This window comes from Acetobacter pasteurianus subsp. pasteurianus LMG 1262 = NBRC 106471 (assembly GCF_000285275.1).
Lineage (GTDB): Bacteria > Pseudomonadota > Alphaproteobacteria > Acetobacterales > Acetobacteraceae > Acetobacter > Acetobacter pasteurianus.
The window spans coordinates 453,019-469,523 of the sequence record NZ_CADO01000139.1; the positions used below are offsets into that span (position 1 = coordinate 453,019).

Annotated in this window: 16 protein-coding genes; 12 read left to right on the forward strand and 4 right to left on the reverse strand. The window is 54.6% G+C overall.

Annotation, left to right across the window (positions count from 1 at the left end):
• The first annotated feature begins 4 nt into the window (after positions 1 to 4).
• Positions 5 to 1,570 carry a malate:quinone oxidoreductase gene (locus APA10_RS14030; protein WP_259330858.1) on the forward strand — a complete coding sequence of 522 codons (1,566 nt, stop codon included), beginning with the start codon at positions 5 to 7 and terminating at the stop codon, positions 1,568 to 1,570.
• A 48-nt stretch (positions 1,571 to 1,618) separates the two neighbouring features.
• Here the strand turns inward: APA10_RS14030 and APA10_RS14035 are convergent, their stop codons facing one another.
• From APA10_RS14035 to bioB, 4 genes are read right to left on the reverse strand one after another with little or no spacing between them, the layout of a single operon-like run.
• Positions 1,619 to 2,167 (reverse strand): 6-pyruvoyl trahydropterin synthase family protein, encoded by a 549-nt coding sequence (locus tag APA10_RS14035; protein ID WP_003628786.1) that lies wholly within the window; start codon positions 2,165 to 2,167, stop codon positions 1,619 to 1,621.
• The gene (gene queC, locus APA10_RS14040; RefSeq protein ID WP_003628787.1) at positions 2,160 to 2,900 is read right to left on the reverse strand and encodes a 7-cyano-7-deazaguanine synthase QueC; all 741 of its coding nucleotides are present in this window, start codon (positions 2,898 to 2,900) and stop codon (positions 2,160 to 2,162) included. Before queC ends, APA10_RS14035 begins: the two co-directional genes overlap by 8 nt.
• Positions 2,901 to 2,902: 2 nt before the next feature.
• Positions 2,903 to 3,553, reverse strand: coding sequence for a 7-carboxy-7-deazaguanine synthase (gene queE, locus APA10_RS14045; protein ID WP_003628788.1), 651 nt, complete (start codon positions 3,551 to 3,553; stop codon positions 2,903 to 2,905).
• Between the two features lie 3 nt (positions 3,554 to 3,556).
• A complete protein-coding gene (bioB, locus tag APA10_RS14050; protein WP_035365609.1) occupies positions 3,557 to 4,567 on the reverse strand; it encodes a biotin synthase BioB in 1,011 nt (336 codons plus the stop codon).
• Positions 4,568 to 4,736: 169 nt separating this feature from the next.
• On the opposite strand from bioB, the gene APA10_RS14055 reads away from it, so the two are divergent.
• From APA10_RS14055 to APA10_RS14105, 11 genes are all read left to right on the forward strand, one after another.
• Positions 4,737 to 5,012, forward strand: coding sequence for a putative hemolysin (locus APA10_RS14055; protein WP_004449089.1), 276 nt, complete (start codon positions 4,737 to 4,739; stop codon positions 5,010 to 5,012).
• A 322-nt stretch (positions 5,013 to 5,334) separates the two neighbouring features.
• A complete protein-coding gene (locus APA10_RS14060; RefSeq protein ID WP_089041170.1) occupies positions 5,335 to 6,099 on the forward strand; it encodes a phosphoadenylyl-sulfate reductase in 765 nt (254 codons plus the stop codon).
• Between the two features lie 64 nt (positions 6,100 to 6,163).
• Positions 6,164 to 6,958 (forward strand): sulfate adenylyltransferase subunit CysD, encoded by a 795-nt coding sequence (cysD, locus tag APA10_RS14065; RefSeq protein ID WP_003628792.1) that lies wholly within the window; start codon positions 6,164 to 6,166, stop codon positions 6,956 to 6,958.
• Between the two features lie 28 nt (positions 6,959 to 6,986).
• Positions 6,987 to 8,867 carry an adenylyl-sulfate kinase gene (cysC, locus tag APA10_RS14070; protein ID WP_003628794.1) on the forward strand — a complete coding sequence of 627 codons (1,881 nt, stop codon included), beginning with the start codon at positions 6,987 to 6,989 and terminating at the stop codon, positions 8,865 to 8,867.
• 191 nt (positions 8,868 to 9,058) lie between these two features.
• Positions 9,059 to 9,400, forward strand: a complete 342-nt coding sequence (locus tag APA10_RS14075; protein WP_003628795.1) for a DUF2849 domain-containing protein — start codon at positions 9,059 to 9,061, stop codon at positions 9,398 to 9,400.
• A 33-nt stretch (positions 9,401 to 9,433) separates the two neighbouring features.
• Positions 9,434 to 11,125 carry a nitrite/sulfite reductase gene (locus APA10_RS14080; protein WP_003628796.1) on the forward strand — a complete coding sequence of 564 codons (1,692 nt, stop codon included), beginning with the start codon at positions 9,434 to 9,436 and terminating at the stop codon, positions 11,123 to 11,125.
• Complete coding sequence (locus APA10_RS14085) at positions 11,112 to 11,600, forward strand: DUF934 domain-containing protein (protein ID WP_035365636.1); 489 nt, start codon at positions 11,112 to 11,114, stop codon at positions 11,598 to 11,600. Before APA10_RS14080 ends, APA10_RS14085 begins: the two co-directional genes overlap by 14 nt.
• Before the next feature lie 15 nt (positions 11,601 to 11,615).
• Entirely contained in the window at positions 11,616 to 13,640 is a 2,025-nt protein-coding gene (locus tag APA10_RS14090; protein WP_174714312.1) for a glycosyltransferase N-terminal domain-containing protein, read from the forward strand.
• Positions 13,634 to 14,629 (forward strand): tetraacyldisaccharide 4'-kinase, encoded by a 996-nt coding sequence (lpxK, locus tag APA10_RS14095; protein WP_003628799.1) that lies wholly within the window; start codon positions 13,634 to 13,636, stop codon positions 14,627 to 14,629. The genes APA10_RS14090 and lpxK overlap by 7 nt, the downstream gene beginning before the upstream one ends.
• Positions 14,626 to 15,549, forward strand: coding sequence for a lysophospholipid acyltransferase family protein (locus APA10_RS14100; protein WP_003628800.1), 924 nt, complete (start codon positions 14,626 to 14,628; stop codon positions 15,547 to 15,549). The genes lpxK and APA10_RS14100 overlap by 4 nt, the downstream gene beginning before the upstream one ends.
• A 92-nt stretch (positions 15,550 to 15,641) precedes the next feature.
• The gene (locus APA10_RS14105) at positions 15,642 to 16,469 is read left to right on the forward strand and encodes an inositol monophosphatase family protein (protein ID WP_050923441.1); all 828 of its coding nucleotides are present in this window, start codon (positions 15,642 to 15,644) and stop codon (positions 16,467 to 16,469) included.
• Positions 16,470 to 16,505: the final 36 nt, after the last annotated feature.

The following is a 16,505-nucleotide window of genomic DNA, read 5'->3' on the forward strand; positions in this document are numbered from 1 at the left end:
AGGTATGGATCCAGCCCTGCCAGCATGTAAGGTGCAAGAGGCAGATACGGCTGACAATGCGGAGACCACGATGAGTTCCACCACGACCGATACCGCTTCTTCTGTTGATGTCGTCCTGATCGGTGGGGGCGTCATGAGCGCCACGCTGGGAACCCTGCTGCGGCAGCTTCAGCCGGACTGGAGCATCAGCATTTTTGAACGCCTGGATAGCGTGGCGGAAGAAAGCTCCAACGCCTGGAACAATGCCGGTACAGGCCATTCTGCTTTGTGTGAGCTAAACTACACACCACAGCAGGCGGATGGCAGCGTTGATATCTCCAAGGCTATCAACGTCAACGAGCAGTTTCAGGTTTCCCGCCAGTTCTGGACGTATCTGGTTGAGCAGAACATTCTAGCTTCTGCGCGAGATTTTTTAACCCCCGTGCCGCATATGAGCTTTGTGTGGGGGGATAAAAACGTGTCCTTCCTGCAGGCACGTTATAAGGCGCTGAGCGAACATCCGCTGTTCTCCGGCATGGAGTTTACGCAGGATCAGGCACAGATTGCGCAGTGGGCACCGCTGATTATGCGTAACCGCCCCGCGGGGCAAAATCTGGCAGTTACCCGCAGCTTGCGCGGCACGGATGTAAACTTTGGTGCACTCACGCGCTTGCTGTTTACCTATCTGGTCAGCACGCCAGCCTGCACATTGCACACCAAGCACGAGGTGCATGATATCCGCCGTGATGCAGATGGCCGCTGGGTTATCAAGGTGCAAGATACGCGCCTGAATACGGAACGTGAGGTTAAGGCGCGGTTTGTGTTTATCGGTGGTGGTGGTGGTGCTCTGCCATTGCTGCAGAAAACGGGTATTCCGGAATCTCGCGGCGTTGGTGGGTTCCCGGTCAGCGGACAGTTTCTGCGTTGCACCAACCCGGATCTGATTGCCCAGCACCATGCCAAGATTTACGGCAAGGCTTCTGTTGGTGCGCCTCCCATGTCTGTTCCGCATCTGGATACACGCATGATAGACGGTACACCGGCACTATTGTTTGGCCCATATGCGGGCTTTTCTACCCGGTTCCTGAAAAACGGTTCCTTGATGGACCTGCCGCGTTCTATCCGGGCAAGCAACATCAGCGCCATGCTGGCAGTAGCGCGTGATAACTGGCCGCTTACCAAGTATCTGATCGAACAGGTCATGCAGTCCCACAATGATCGGATCAAGGCGTTGCGCGACTTTATTCCCGATGCGCAGGCCAAGGATTGGGAACTGGTTGTGGCTGGCCAGCGCGTGCAGATTATCAAGAAAGACGCCAAAAAAGGCGGTGTTCTGCAATTTGGTACGGAAGTTATTTCCAGCGCAGATGGCTCTGTGGCTGCACTTCTGGGGGCTTCTCCGGGCGCCTCAACCGCAGCTCCAATTATGCTGACGGTTCTGAAAAAGTGCTTTGCCAGCAAGCTGCCTGAGTGGGAAGAAAAGCTGAAGCAGATTATCCCATCTTACGGCCAGAAACTGGCAGATAATCCGGCACTTTGTGCGCAGCTATTTGATAAAACCACCAGTGTTCTGGGGCTGAAAGAAGCCTGATGCTACATAGAGCCTGCCTGTTATAAGGCAGGCTCTTATTGCGTTTTATCAGATAAAGGTAACCGGGATTTCGGTGTCCGATATGCTCATATCTGCCCGGTTCCACCAGCAATTTTCTGGCGGCCGTGGGGTAGGGATAAACTCTGCCGGATTGCCGGAAAAAGAAACCGTGTTGGTGGGTGTTTCCTGAATACTCAGTTCAGAACACTGCAAAACGCCGCCTTCTGCTGCCAGAAAGGCGTTGATCTTGGCCATAAGCAGGCAGACCATCAATTCTGTGGTCGGGTCTCCCGGCGTGATGACAATACGGGCCGCACGGGCGGGCTCGTTAGTTTGAAACCACGCCAACAGCGGATCATCCTCTGCAAGTTGCAAGGCGTGATCCAGCTTTTCATCTACAAACCGATGCCACGTGCTTTTGGCTTTCTGGAAGGAAACCGGCATGTTGCCTTTACCATCCAGCGGCGCAAAAGATGTGGGCTTTAAGCGTACCGTCACAAATTCATTATGGCCGTGGGGCAGGGCGCAGCTTTCACTCGCACCATGAATAAGCCGATGGCCCATGGAAAAACGGCGGGTAAAAACAAGATCAGGCATGTGTCTGTGTGCCTTTTTTGTGGGCTACGTAGTCATCCCACCCAGATTTGCGCAGTTGGCAGGCGGGGCAGGTGCCGCATCCATGCCCCCATGCGTGCAATGTGCCGCGCTCTCCCAAATAACAGGTGTGGCTTTCTTTATTGATCAGTTCAACAAGCGGTTGCCCACCCAGTTCTTCCGCCAGTTCCCATGTTTCGGCTTTATCCAGCCACATCAGGGGCGTGTGCAGAACGTAGCGGGATTCCATACCTAGGTTGAGCGCAACCTGTAGGGCTTTAATGGTATCATCCCGGCAATCTGGGTAGCCCGAATAATCAGTTTCGCACACGCCGGTAACAATGTGCTTAATGCCGCGCCGTGCCGCCAGAGCCGCAGCAAAAGTAAGAAAAATCAGGTTTCGGCCCGGCACAAACGTATTGGGCAGGCCGTTTTCCGCCATGCTGATTTCAGCATCTCGCGTTAAGGATGTTTCAGAAACCTCGCCCAATGCGTGCAAGGGCAGGGTGTGGTCTTCTCCCAAACGCTCAGCCCAAACGGGGTTCTGATGCACAAGCCCTTGGCGAATGCTCGCACGGCATTCCAGTTCAACCGCATGGCGTTGGCCGTAATTAAACCCAAGTGTTTCTACACGCCCATAACGTTCCAGCGCCCATGCCAGACAGGTTGCGGAATCTTGGCCACCAGAAAAAAGAACGAGGGCAGATTCCTGTTTATCACGGGCAGGAAGAGGCATGATTAGGGTATTCCGATAAGCTTGTGGGTCTGGAGTGAAAGCCCCCATAAAGGGTGCGCCAGACAGTATTCAATAGCAGCCTGTGTGTTGGCTGCCTGCTGAGGGCCATCCATAGGCTGAAGCCAGAAATGTTGGAAATCAAGATTTTCCAGAGCGGCGGGGTCTATCCCCGGCTGAGGAAATACAAGCTTCAGCTCGGTTCCTGCTTTTTGCACCAGTTCAGCCCCGGCTTTGGGGCTAATGCATAGCCAGTCTATGCCTTTGGGGGCCATTACTGTGCCGTTGCTTTCCACTGCAATGCTAAAGCCTTGGGCGTGCATGGCGTCTATCAGGGCGGTATCAAGCTGGAGTAGGGGTTCTCCCCCTGTAAAAACAACCAGTTTTTGGCCGGTTGCTTTTGTATCCTCCGTGGGCTGCGGCCAGAAACTGGCAATGGTTGCCGCCAGTGCGGCCGCGTTTTCAAACTTGCCGCCGTTTACGCCATCTGTGCCGATAAAATCGGTATCGCAAAACTGACAGATGGCTTTAGCGCGATCTTCCTCCCGCCCAGACCAGAGGTTGCAGCCTGTAAAGCGGCAGAAAACAGCCGCGCGACCAGCCTGACCACCTTCACCCTGGAGGGTAAGGAAAATTTCTTTAACCGAATATGTCATGAATTATGCAGAAGGCAGGCCAATGCCTGTTGTATGCATACCAAGCTTATCCAGCAAAGCTCTGTCACGCGTGGCTTGTGGGTTGGGGGTGGTCAGCAGGCGTTCACCATAGAAGATGGAGTTGGCACCAGCCAAAAAGCAGAGCGCCTGTGTTTCATCGCTCATATTTTCGCGGCCAGCGGCAAGGCGTACGCGGCTTTTGGGCATGGTAATACGGGCAGCGGCAATCATGCGCACAAAATCAAGCGGTTCCACTTCATCCGCTTTGGCCAGAGGTGTGCCTTCCACCTTAACGAGCAGATTAATTGGCACGCTTTCAGGATGCGTGGGCAGGGTGGCAAGGGCCGTAATCAGGCCTGCACGATCCGATTCATTTTCACCCAAACCCACAATGCCACCGCAGCATACATTGATGCCGGCATCCCGCACGTTGGAAAGCGTATCCAGCCGTTCCTGATAGGTGCGGGTGCTGATGATTTCCCCATAATATTCGGGGGAAGTATCTAGGTTGTGGTTGTAGTAATCCAGCCCGGCATCATGCAGTTTATGGGCCTGCGCGTTGTCCAGCATGCCCAATGTTACGCAGGTTTCCATACCAAGCTGCTTTACGCCTTCAATCATGGCGCACACGGTATCCAGATCACGCTCCTTGGGAGAACGCCAGGCGGCACCCATGCAAAAACGACTGGCTCCAGCGGCCTTGGCTTTTTTGGCCTCGGTCAACACGGCTTCAACAGCCATCAGCTTATCTGCCTTTACGCCTTGTTCATGCTTGGCGCTTTGTGGGCAGTAGGCGCAATCTTCCGGGCAGCCACCCGTTTTAATGGAAAGCAGTGTGGAAATTTGGATTTCCGTTGGGTCAAACGTCGCGCGGTGCAGCGTTTGGGCCCTGAACATCAATTCAGGAAACGGCAGGTCAAGCAAAGCCTGAACTTCTGCGACCGTCCAATCATGGCGGACTTCCGAAGAGGAGGTGACAGAAGAGTGAGCAAGCGGGGAAGAACCATCAGGCATGGAGTGCAAACCGAACCAGATTTATAGAGAAGGAAAGTGATTTATAGCCTTTTTATCGCAGTAAGGCCAGTTTTCACGTTGCGTGTTAAAGACATATTCAGGGCTATACGCCATACTAAATGTTTATAATTCAGCTTGTCATGATGCGGCTGGGATGAAGGAGAATAAAATGTCTGCAAAAAAAGGCGTTTCCGGCGCAGTTCTTGCTGTTGCAATTACCGGTCTTCTGGGCGGCTGCCATGAACAGCACGAAGAAAATGCCAACCGTGCAGTGCGGCCGCTGCGGATGCCAAATCCGGCTGCAGTCTATTGTGTGAAGAAAGGCGGCACGTTGAGCACCGAAAGCACGGACAAGGGGCAGATCAGCTATTGCCATCTGCCAGACGGCAGCGTGATGGAAGAATGGGAACTGTTCCGCAGGGACAATCCGGCGCCAAAAAAGTAATCTGATCGATCGAACATGATTTTTGGCCCGATGCAGGGCATTTTGACCCGTGAGGGGGCTTTGCATCGGGCATTTTGAGCGCTTTAGGCGGTAGGGTGGATCGATTTCAGGATTTTAGGGCGTCAGAATGAGCATGTGAAAGCATGCTGCACGGATATGATGGATCGGTCTGGGTATTTTCGAAACGGCTATAAATTGTATAAGATATATTATGCCAACAAAATTAACTATAAAACATGAGCGCGTGAGGGATCGTCTATATAACTATCCATTATGATGGTTAATTTGGGAATATGACCATTGAGGCGTTGAATTTTGGGTTGTGGGTTCCTTATTATATCTGTATCACGTCGTTAATTACATTTTCTGTCATACGGGTTTGTGTGTAGTGACCGCTCTTTCTGATGATACAGCGACCATAACCAAGCAGCTTGTGCCCGTGCAGGAGAACCCCGTTCTACTGCTGCGCAAGGCCAGTGAGCTTTTGGGAGACAGGTTGGCTGTCCTCTCCTCTTTCGGGGCGGAATCTGCGTTGCTTCTGGCAATGGTGGCAGAGGCCGATCCGGCCATGAAAGTGCTGTTTCTGAATACCGGAAAACACTTTCCGCAAACCCTCGAATATCGGCAGAATTTGGCCGATTTTCTGCATCTTTCCAACGTTCAGGACGTGGCTCCTCAGCCCCGGCAGGTCGAAAATCGGGACCCTACCGGGGAATTATGGGCGTTTGATCCAGATGCCTGCTGTGCCTTGCGCAAGGTGGAACCCCTGCAAGTGGCCTCTCTGCCCTATGAGGCACTGGTGACCGGGCGCAAGCGTGGACAGGCTGTTACAAGATCCACGCTGGAAATTGTGGAATTGCGAGAAGATGGGCAGCTACGGCTCAACCCTCTTGCATTTTGGAGCGCGGAAGACATCACGCAGGAAATGCAGCGCCGGGGGCTGCCTCCTCACCCATTGGTGGCGGAAGGCTATCTTTCCATCGGCTGCGCCCCGTGCACGCAACCAGTTGATGGTGCGCAGGATGCACGGGCCGGACGTTGGGCCGGGTTGAATAAAACGGAATGCGGTATCCACATTAAACACTAACGGGTTCTGGCTGATTTTACCCTCAGCCACGTCGTGTCATACACAGGGTTACGGAAACGGAAACATGGATCATCTTGATCAACTCGAAGCTCAGAGCGTTTTTATTCTGAGAGAAGCGTACAGAAAGCTCAAACCTCTGGCCATGCTGTGGTCTTTGGGTAAAGATTCCAATGTGATGGTCTGGCTGGCCAAAAAGGCGTTTCTGGGCCGGGTTCCCTTCCCTGTCATGCATGTTGATACCGGCAAGAAGTTCCCGGAAATGTATAAATTCCGCGATGAATATGCCAAAAAGTGGGACCTCAATCTGCTGTTGGGTGAGTGCCCGCCGGTAGAGGATATGGACCCCTCCCTACCTCCAGCAGCACGTTCTGCTGCGCGTAAAACAGCGGGCCTTGCCGCCATGATCGAAAAGCACAAGCTGCAGGGTGTTATTGCCGGTATCCGCCGTGATGAGCAGGGAACACGCGCCAAGGAACGTGTTTTCAGCCCGCGTGGTGCCAGCCATAAATGGGATATCCGTAACCAGCCGCCCGAATTCTGGGACCAGTACGCAACACCGCACGAAGAAGGCATGCATATTCGCGTGCATCCGCTGCTGGCTTGGCGTGAAATCGATATCTGGCGCTATATCGAGCGTGAAGGCATCCCGCTGGTTGATCTGTACTTCTCCAAAAACGGCAAGCGTTACCGCTCCTTGGGTGATTCAGACATCACCTTCCCGGTAGAAAGCAACGCTTCCACTCTGGCGGAAGTGATTGAAGAACTGGAAACAACCAAAACATCCGAACGCGCAGGCCGCGCAATGGATCATGAATCCGAAGATGCTTTTGAACGCCTGCGTGTGGCGGGTTACCTCTGATTACGGCGTGGACTGGAAATAGAATATCATGAGCGAAAAAATTTATTCATCTCAGGATGCCGCCACGCCAATCGTGATTGTGGGGCATGTTGACCACGGTAAATCCACCCTTATTGGGCGTTTGCTGCACGATACGGACAGCCTTCAGGATGGCAAGGTTGCCCAGATTATTGAATCGTCCAAAAAGCGCGGCCTGAAGATTGAGTGGAGCTTTCTGCTGGACTCCCTTCAGATCGAGCGCGATCAGGGCGTTACGGTTGATTCCACCCGTATTCCGTTCCGCTTGGGCCAGCGTGAATTTGTGATTGTGGATGCACCGGGACACCGCCAGTTCCTGCGTAACATGATTACAGGTGCCGCCGATGCAGAAGCCGCCGTGCTGGTGGTGGATGCGCAGGAAGGTGCGCGTGAACAGACACGCCGCCACGCCATGCTGCTGCACCTTATCGGCATTCGCCACGTTATTGTGCTGCTGAACAAGGTGGATCTGCTTGATTTCGATCAGGCCAAGGTGGAAGCAGTCGAAAAGTCTGTAACGGAACTGCTGAACAAGCTGGGGCTGGAAGCGGCTCTGTTTGTTCCGGCTTCTGCGCGTGATGGTGATAACATTGCCAGCCGCTCAGAACGCTCTCCGTGGTATAAAGGCCCTACGCTGACAGAAGCTCTGGCCAGCGTGCCCTCACCCGCTTCCCGCTCCGAACTGGCGCTGCGCCTACCGGTGCAGGACGTGTATCGTTTTGATAACATCCGCTATGTGGCTGGTCGTGTTGAACGAGGCCGTGTGCGCGTGGGCGATACGGTTATTATCGGCACGCAAAAAACCCCTGCCCGCATTGCTTCGATCGAAAGCTGGCATACAGCACCGCATGTGTCTGCCTCTGCCGGGCAGTCCATCGCCGTAACGCTGGAACCAGACGTTATTCCCGATCGTGGTGACTTGTTGCACCATGCCGATGCCGCGCCAATGGAAGCCTCCCGCGTGCGGGTGCGTCTGTTCTGGCTGCGTCAGGAACCGCTGCGTGTGGGTGAGCATTTCCGCCTGCGTCTGGCCACGGCAGAACATGCTGTTACCGTGACTGCCATTGATAAAGTGGTGGATCTGGATGATCTGACAGAACACCCCGGCACCGAAGTTCCGCCCGAAGGGTTTGCGGAAATCGTGCTGTCTGCGGCAGAAAACATTCAGTTTGACCCGTTCACCCCCGGCACAACAGATGGCCGCGGTGTATTGGTTGACCGCCAGCAGCGTATTGTGGGTGGTGCGCCCATTATTGGCCCAGCCACTATTGCAGATGGTGAAAAGGTTATTCACCCAAGTGCCAGCACCGTTACCGTGCAGGACCGTGAACGCGCCAAGGGTCACAAAGGCTCCGTGTTCTGGCTGACCGGTCTTTCTGGTTCTGGCAAAAGCACGCTGGCCCGTGCGGCAGAAACCCGTCTGTTTGCAGATGGTGTGGATGTTACCGTGCTGGATGGTGATACACTGCGTGCAGGCCTGTGTAAGGATCTGGGTTTCTCTGAAGCGGATCGGACAGAAAACGTACGCCGGGCTGCAGAAGTGGCACGCCTGCTGCGTGATGCCGGTCAGGTTGTGATTGTGGCCCTGATCTCCCCACTGCGTTCTGACCGAGATCTGGCCCGCCAGATTATTGGGGATGGCTTTGAGGAAGTGTTTGTGGATGCCGATCTTGGTACCTGCGAACAGCGTGACCCCAAAGGCCTGTATGCAGCCGCTCGTGCAGGAAAAATCAGCGGCTTTACGGGCATTGATGCCCCGTATGAAGCCCCTGCCGCACCTGCCCTGCGTTTGGTAACGGGTAAGGATAGCGTAGAAGCAGCCACAAAAACGCTGGTGACTTTTGTAGAAAACACCGTGCGTAACAAAACGGGTGCCCGTGCGCAGTCCTGATTGCGTTCTGGTTTGATAAGGCGGGTGTAAAATACCCGCCTTATTTGCCCTTGTAGCTGGTTGTTAAGAGCATATGTGTATCTTGAGGTGCCGGGGGTGCTTCAAGATACGTTTTTGATTCGTGGTATATTGATATTCTCGCATCTGTTGTGTAATTCTGAACCTGCACACGGGGCAGAAAGGGATAAGCGTTGGATCGGAGAAATAATCGGCGGGATGAACAGGGGCTGAGCGTTGTTACAGCCAACCGTCTGCTTGATGGGCGCATTGTATGGTTGGATGCGCAAGGTAAGTGGCAGCTTTTTATCCAGCAGGCGCATCCTTTCCCCAATGCGGAAATGGAACAGGTTCTGGCCCGCCAGAACGCAAAAGCAGCTGCGGATGAAGTGGTTGGGGTGTATGGTGTACAGGTCGAGCAAACATCGTCTGGCCTGCTGCCCATAACCACGCGGGAGCGTATTCGTGCCCTTGGGCCAAGCGTTCATGCCGAATTCACACCTGCATGGCAGGCTGCGCAACACGCCAGCGCCTGATACCAGCAGAGCAAGACGGACACAGTTAAAGCCATGTCTTATTCCACCCAGCCTGCCCTTCCGGTTGGCCGTTACGCGTATGATGATGTTGATCGTACGTTTCTCAAGCAGCGCGTTGAGCAGTTTCGGGATCAGGTTCAGCGTCGTATCGCTGGGGAGCTGACCGAAGAAGAGTTCAAACCCCTGCGGTTGATGAACGGTCTGTACCTTCAGTTGCATGCCTATATGCTGCGTGTGGCCATCCCCTATGGCACGCTCAGCTCCTCCCAGATGCGCGCCTTGGCACATATTGCCAGAACGTATGATCGGGATTACGGGCACTTCACCACACGGCAGAATATCCAGTTCAACTGGATCAAACTGGAAGATACGCCTGATATCCTGAACGTACTGGCCGATGCAGAAATGCACGCCATTCAAACCAGTGGTAACTGCATCCGTAACGTCACGTCAGATCAGTTTGCTGGTGCTGCAGCGGATGAAGTGCTGGACCCCCGCGTGCACGCTGAAATCCTGCGTCAGTGGTCCACCCTGCATCCGGAATTCACGTTCCTGCCACGTAAGTTCAAGATTGCCATTTCTGGCAGCAAGCAGGACCGTGTAGCTGCGCGCTTTCATGATATCGGCCTGTTGGCCCGCAAGGGTGAAAACGGTCGGGCCGTGTTTGAGGTGTACGTTGGCGGTGGCTTGGGCCGCACCCCGATTGTGGGCGTAAAGCTGCGTGATGACCTGCCAGAAGAAGATCTGATTGCGTATCTGGAAGCCGTTCTGCGTGTTTATAACGAATACGGCCGGCGCGATAACATGTACAAGGCCCGTATCAAGATACTGGTGCAGGCTTTGGGCGCAGAGGCTTTTCTGGGCAAGGTGAACGCAGAATTTGCGGCTATGGATCGGGCACGTTATCGCCTGCCAGAAGAAATTGTTGCGGCCATTCAGGCCCGCTTTGGCACGCCAGAGTTTCAGGCAGAAAATGGCGCGGCAGACGCTTTGGCTGCCCAGCAGAAAGCCGATGCGCAATTTGATGCATGGGTACGCACCAACACGCATGCCCACAAACAACCCGGCTACGCATGCGTTACCATATCCTGCAAGCCGGTTGGCGGTATTCCGGGGGATGTAACATCTGCCCAGATGGATCTACTGGCTGATCTGGCGGATAAATACAGCTTTGGCGAACTGCGCATTACGCATTTGCAGAACGTGGTTCTGGGCCATGTGCGCCAGGATGCGCTGCATGAACTATGGCAGATCCTTAAGGCAAACGGGCTGGGCACGGCCAATATCGAGATGGTGACAGACATTATTGCCTGCCCCGGTCTGGATTATTGCGCACTGGCAAATGCGCGTTCCATCCCTATTGCGCAAAAGCTGAGCGAACGCTTTGGAGATGCCACACTCCAGCAGGAAATTGGCAACCTGCGGCTGAATATCTCTGGCTGCATCAATGCCTGCGGGCATCATCATGCAGGCCATATTGGTATTCTGGGTGTTGATAAACGGGGTGAGGAAGCATTCCAGATCACTCTGGGTGGCAGCGCGATGGAAGATGCCTCTGTTGGGCAGATTCTGGGCTCTGCACTTTCTGAAGATGAAACGGTTGATGCCGTGGCGCGGATCATAGATACATATCTGGCCCAGCGTGAGGCCGGAGAACGGTTTATTGATACGTGCCGCCGTCTTGGCACAGCCCCCTTCAAGGATGCAGCTTATGCCCCTGTTTGAAAACGGCCAGATTATTGAAGATACATGGCTGATCGCGCAGGATGATCAGCCCTTGCCGGAAGGTGATGTGCTGGTGCCGCTGGCGCGTCTGGCAGAAGGTTTGGGTCGTAATGGCAATGGGCGTCTGGGCGTTCTGCTCAAGCAGGATGAACAGGTGGAAGACCTTAAAGCCGCCCTGCCCCGTCTTGATGTTGTGTGCCTGACATTCCCCATTTTCCGTGATGGGCGGGCCTTCACGCAGGCGCGCAGCTTACGTGAGCACCTGCATTATGCGGGAAAAATTCGTGTAACCGGGCATTTCCTGCCCGATCAATACGAATTCCTGCTGCGTTGCGGGGTTGATCAGGTGGTTATTCCTGAAGACAGCAAGATAGATGTGTGGGAAAAAGCGCATCATCGTTTCACCATCGCCTATCAGCCTTCTGTGTTGAACGAAAAGCCGGAAGGCTTTGCATTCAGGAGATTTCTCTCCTAATCAGGCTGCGTGATTATGCTGCGCGCCCTGAAAACAGATTGCAAAAATATAGCCCGCAAGGCTGGCGTATGGAGTTTACGCCAGTACTTGGGGTTTGCCCTTAAAACAACACGCTGGACGTTTCGGGTAAACGAGCAGGCATGGCCGCTGTTAACCAGCCAGAACGGGCAAACAGCGGTTGTGGCTTTCTGGCACGAAATATTGCCCCTTACACCAGCCCTGTGGTGGTGGGCCGAGCCCCAAAACCCCCATATCCGCCTGCGGGTGCTGATAAGCCGCAACCGTGATGGCCGCATGATAGCAGATGTGGTGGCCCCGTGGCGTATCTGGTCCATTGCCGGATCATCAGATTCCAAAGGAAAAAACAAAGGTGGGGCAGCAGCCCTTAGGCGGATGCGCGCAAGCTTGCGCAATGCCACCCTTGTTGCCATTACGCCCGATGGCCCCCGTGGCCCGCGCAGGCAAGCGCAGCAGGGCACACTGGCTCTTGCCAAATTGGCGGGCAAGCCGATTGTGTTGGTGGGTGCAACCTGCACGGGCATACGGCTAAAAACATGGGATAAAATGATTTTCCCCCTGCCTTTTGGGCGCGGCACCATGGCCTGTGCACCCCCTATAGATATGCAGCGGCATAATCAGGAAGAAGGCAGCGGCGGCGAAACATTTACCCAAAAGTTGGAACATGCGCTGGATAACATGATGCATCTTGCGCAACAGCCTTCCAGCATGTCTTCCCCTGCCGGTTACTCGCAGGAAAGAGTAGCCCTTAGCCCACTTTCCCTTATGCCTTCGCGCGTCTGGCAGGCTGCGGCTACCGTTCTTTCCCCTGCTCTGCCCTTTTTTCTGAGATGGCGGCAAACTAAGGGAAAGGAAATTCCATCCCGCGTGCGGGAAAAAATGGGTTTTCCTTCACGCTCTCGAGGCACTGCAAATCTGATATGGTTCCATGCTGCCAGTGTGGGAGAAACCGTTTCTATCCTGCCACTTGTTTCTGCATGTCTGGCGCAGAAATCAGATTTTCAAGTGCTGGTCACAACTGGCACGGTTACGGCTGCGCGGCTATTGGCGCAGCGTCTTGCGCATCCGCGCGTTGTGCATCAGTTCATGCCGCTGGATGTGCCGCGTTGGGGCAAACGCTTTTTAGATTACTGGCAGCCAAAGGCCGCTATTTTTACAGAAAGCGAATTATGGCCCAATATGCTGGGGCTATGCCATACGCGTAATATTCCCGTTATGCTGGTAAATGGCCGTATGTCTGCTTCTTCCTTTAAGGGGTGGCAGCGTATGGGGCTTGTGGCACGGCGGATGCTGGAGCGTTTTGCGTGGGTTTCCGCACGCTCGGATGAAGACGCACAGCGCCTACAACAGTTGGGTGCCACCAAGCTGCTTGAAACGGGAGACCTGAAAACAGCCGCCCCGCCCTTGCCGGTGGATGAGGCTGAATTGGCGCGCTTGAAGGAGCGTTTGGCAGGCCGCAGGATTTTTGCTGCGGTTTCTACCCATCAGGGTGAAGAACAGCAGATTGCTCAGGCTGCCAAGCTGATCCGGCGAGATTACCCGGATGTGCTTGTACTGGTTATTCCACGTCATCCAGAGCGCGGAGCAGATTTAAGCGTGATGCTGGGCTATGTGCCACGCCGCGGTGCCGGGCAAATTCCCACAGAAGATGATTTGCTTTGGGTATGCGATACACTGGGTGAGTTAGGGCTGTTTTTCCGTCTGGCATCCTGCGTGTTTATTGGCAACAGCCTGCCCGGTGTATTGGGTGGTGGTGGCGGACATAATCCGTTCGAGCCCGCACGGCTAGGCTGTGCCATTTCATCTGGCCCATTGGTGCAGAACTTTACAGATGCCTTTGCGCACATGGCCACAGGCATTACAATTGTAAACACTGCGCAGGACCTTGCAGCATGGGTGCGGGACATGTTTGCCAACCCTGCCAAACGGCAACAGCTTGCAGATAACGTGCAACGCATTGCCACAGCCAATGCAGACCTGCCGGAACGTCTGGCAAAGCATATTCTAGCGCAGATATGGTAAGGCTGCGTGCCCCTGCGTTTTGGAGCCAGCCTTCTGCCAAAATAAGGCCGCTCTTGTTATCTCCATTTTCTGCCATTGTGGCGGCAATAACAGCACGTAAACAGCGCCAGATAGGTTGGGCAGCACCGGTGCCCGTGCTGTGCTGCGGGAATATCTCCGTAGGTGGCACAGGCAAAACCACGGTGGTGCTGGATCTGGCGGAGCGCTTGCTCCAGCGGGGTAAAAATCCTCACATCCTTACGCGCGGATACGGTGGACGCCTGCGCGCCACAACACGGGTAAACCCGGCACAACACACCGCGCAGGATGTGGGGGATGAACCCTTACTGCTGGCACAGCTTTGCCCCGTATGGGTTGGAGCAGACCGCGCAGAGTCTGCCCGCATGGCTGTGGCTGCTGGTGCAGATTGCCTGTTGATGGACGATGGCTTTCAAAATCCGTTCCTCCACAAAAATTTGTCCTTACTGGTGGTGGATGGTGGTGTGGGTTTGGGTAATGACCATGTTTTGCCAGCAGGACCGTTACGGGAGCAGCCATTGCAGGCCTTTGCGCGGGCACAGGCCACAGTTTTGATCGGGCCGGATAAAACAGGCTTTCAGGAACGGTTTAGCAAAGTGGCCCCGCACCTTATGCGGGCAGAGTTACGGCAGTCCGATACTGTTAGCGCGCTACAAGGCCAGCGTTGTGTGGCATTTGCTGGGTTGGGCCGGCCTGAAAAGTTTTTTGAAGGGCTTAAAAACTGCAATGTTGCCTTAGCGCAGACCGTAGCCTTTCCTGATCATTATTTTTATAAACAACAGGATTTGGCGCGTCTGGCAGATATGGCAGTTTCTCTGCAGGCGCGTTTGGTGACAACACCCAAGGATGCCGTGCGTTTGCCTGAATACTTCCGCCACAAAGTGATAACCGTTGGGGTAGAACTGGTATGGCAGAACCCTGCCGCGCCAAAGATCTTGCTGGACCAGTTTTTGAATGGAGCAGCAGGATGAGCAATAAAGCCCTTACCACTGCCCTGATGCAGGCAGAGGCTCTTTTGGCAAGCGGTTTGCTGAAGTTTCTGACATGGCTTGGCCCTGCCACCGCATCCAATGTTGCGGGGGGTGTCTGCCGGTTTGTTGGCCCTAAACTACCAGTTTCTGGTGTGGCCTATCGCAATCTGGAACTCGCCATGCCAGAGCTAACCCCACAGCAGCGCCGCCAGATTGTGCACGGTGTGTGGGAAAACCTGGGCCGTACGGTTGGAGAACTGCCTCATATTGCGGCCTTGCAGGAAAACACACCTTCCGGCCCGGGGCTTGAGGTTCAGGGTGCTGAATATTTGGAGGAGCAGGCCCGCAAAGGTGGATCTGTTCTGTTTGTATCCGGTCATATCGGAAATTGGGAAATGCTGCCCCCCGGAGTGGCCCGACATGGCACACCTTTTGCCTCTTTCTATCGTGCCGCAGGCAACCCGTTGATAGATGGCATGATCCGCCGTTTGCGTGATAAAGCCATGGGTAACACGCCTGTGCCATTGTTTGCCAAAGGGGCCAGAGGCGCGCGCGAGGCACTCTCTTACGTCTCCAAGGGCGGCAGGTTGGGTATGTTGGTTGACCAGAAAATGAATGACGGCATTGAGGTCTCATTCTTCGGCCGCCCGGCCATGACAGCCCCTGCCCTTGCCGCCATGGCGCTGCGTTATCGCTGCCCGGTTATTCCTGGCTATGTGGAACGCCTCGGCCCGGCCCGCTTGCGTATTGTGGTTGAACCGCCGTTGGATCTGCCAGATACGGGAGACCGCAAGCAGGACCTGCACACATTGGTGCAGATGATCAATGATCGCCTTGAAGCATGGATACGGCGCAAGCCAGAAAGCTGGCTGTGGTTGCACCGGCGCTGGCCCAAGGAACTTTATAAGCGCAAGGCCTAGTTTTTGGCAGTTTGCATGTAAGGCATGGGCCGAATGCAGGCCTGTGCGCTCGTCTTGCCACATGTAAAGGCGTATGATGCGCTCAGTCTTTAATGCCTTATTTTATCAGGAGTTACAGTAATATGTCTTCACCCAGCCCTGCCCTTGCCACTCGTTTGGAAGCCGCACGGGCTGTGGTGCATGATGCTGCACAAATGGCCATGGCCATGCGTCCGCCACCGGGTGGGCCGCAGGCATCGCAAAAATCTGCGCAGGATTGGCTGACAGAAACAGACGGCGCAGTAGAAGCCTTTATTGCTAACCGCATGAAAGCTCTTTTCCCCGATGATGGTTTTCAGGGCGAAGAAGGTGGCGTGGCTCGTACCGGTAGTCTACGTTGGGTGGTGGACCCTATTGATGGCACGTCCAACTATGCCCGTGGCCGTTGCCGGTGGTGTATTTCACTCGGTCTGCTGGATGGTGATGAGCCCGTGGCCGGTGTGATTGATGCTCCAGCATTGGGCGAGGTTTACACCGCCTTGCGTGGGTATGGCGCATTTTTAAATGGCAAGCGTATTCAGGCTTCTCCGGTGAAGGACCCCGCCAGTTCCATGATTGAAATGGGCTGGAGCAACAGAGTGCCCAAACCTGTGTTCATGGAAAAAATGGATGCCATTATGGCAATGGGCACCATGCCCCGTTCTGGCGGTTGTGGTGCGCTGGCGCTGGCTGATGTGGCAAGCGGGCGGCTGGATGGCTATATCGAAATTGTTATCAACTTGTGGGATGTAGCAGCAGCCCTGCCCTTGCTGGCAGAAGCCGGGGCACGTGTTTCTCCCTTTTTGCAGGAAGGTGGGCTTACGGGGCCAGCTACAATTCTGGCTGCAAACCCGCATATTGCGCAGGCTCTTTCCAAGGCTGTGTCCATTCCGCTGGCATAAATGAAAAACATGCACGCTGGGCCTTTCTGCGGCCAC

Bases quoted from the DNA above. Each gene is read 5' to 3' on its own strand.
- APA10_RS14030 (WP_259330858.1), top strand. From the start codon at position 5: ATGGATCCAGCCCTGCCAGCATGTAAGGTGCAAGAGGCAGATACGGCT.
- APA10_RS14035 (WP_003628786.1), bottom strand. From the start codon at position 2,167: ATGCCTGATCTTGTTTTTACCCGCCGTTTTTCCATGGGCCATCGGCTT.
- queC (WP_003628787.1), bottom strand. From the start codon at position 2,900: ATGCCTCTTCCTGCCCGTGATAAACAGGAATCTGCCCTCGTTCTTTTT.
- queE (WP_003628788.1), bottom strand. From the start codon at position 3,553: ATGACATATTCGGTTAAAGAAATTTTCCTTACCCTCCAGGGTGAAGGT.
- bioB (WP_035365609.1), bottom strand. From the start codon at position 4,567: ATGCCTGATGGTTCTTCCCCGCTTGCTCACTCTTCTGTCACCTCCTCT.
- APA10_RS14055 (WP_004449089.1), top strand. From the start codon at position 4,737: ATGTCTGCAAAAAAAGGCGTTTCCGGCGCAGTTCTTGCTGTTGCAATT.
- cysD (WP_003628792.1), top strand. From the start codon at position 6,164: ATGGATCATCTTGATCAACTCGAAGCTCAGAGCGTTTTTATTCTGAGA.
- cysC (WP_003628794.1), top strand. From the start codon at position 6,987: ATGAGCGAAAAAATTTATTCATCTCAGGATGCCGCCACGCCAATCGTG.
- APA10_RS14080 (WP_003628796.1), top strand. From the start codon at position 9,434: ATGTCTTATTCCACCCAGCCTGCCCTTCCGGTTGGCCGTTACGCGTAT.
- APA10_RS14085 (WP_035365636.1), top strand. From the start codon at position 11,112: ATGCCCCTGTTTGAAAACGGCCAGATTATTGAAGATACATGGCTGATC.
- APA10_RS14090 (WP_174714312.1), top strand. From the start codon at position 11,616: ATGCTGCGCGCCCTGAAAACAGATTGCAAAAATATAGCCCGCAAGGCT.
- lpxK (WP_003628799.1), top strand. From the start codon at position 13,634: ATGGTAAGGCTGCGTGCCCCTGCGTTTTGGAGCCAGCCTTCTGCCAAA.
- APA10_RS14100 (WP_003628800.1), top strand. From the start codon at position 14,626: ATGAGCAATAAAGCCCTTACCACTGCCCTGATGCAGGCAGAGGCTCTT.
- APA10_RS14105 (WP_050923441.1), top strand. From the start codon at position 15,642: ATGCCTTATTTTATCAGGAGTTACAGTAATATGTCTTCACCCAGCCCT.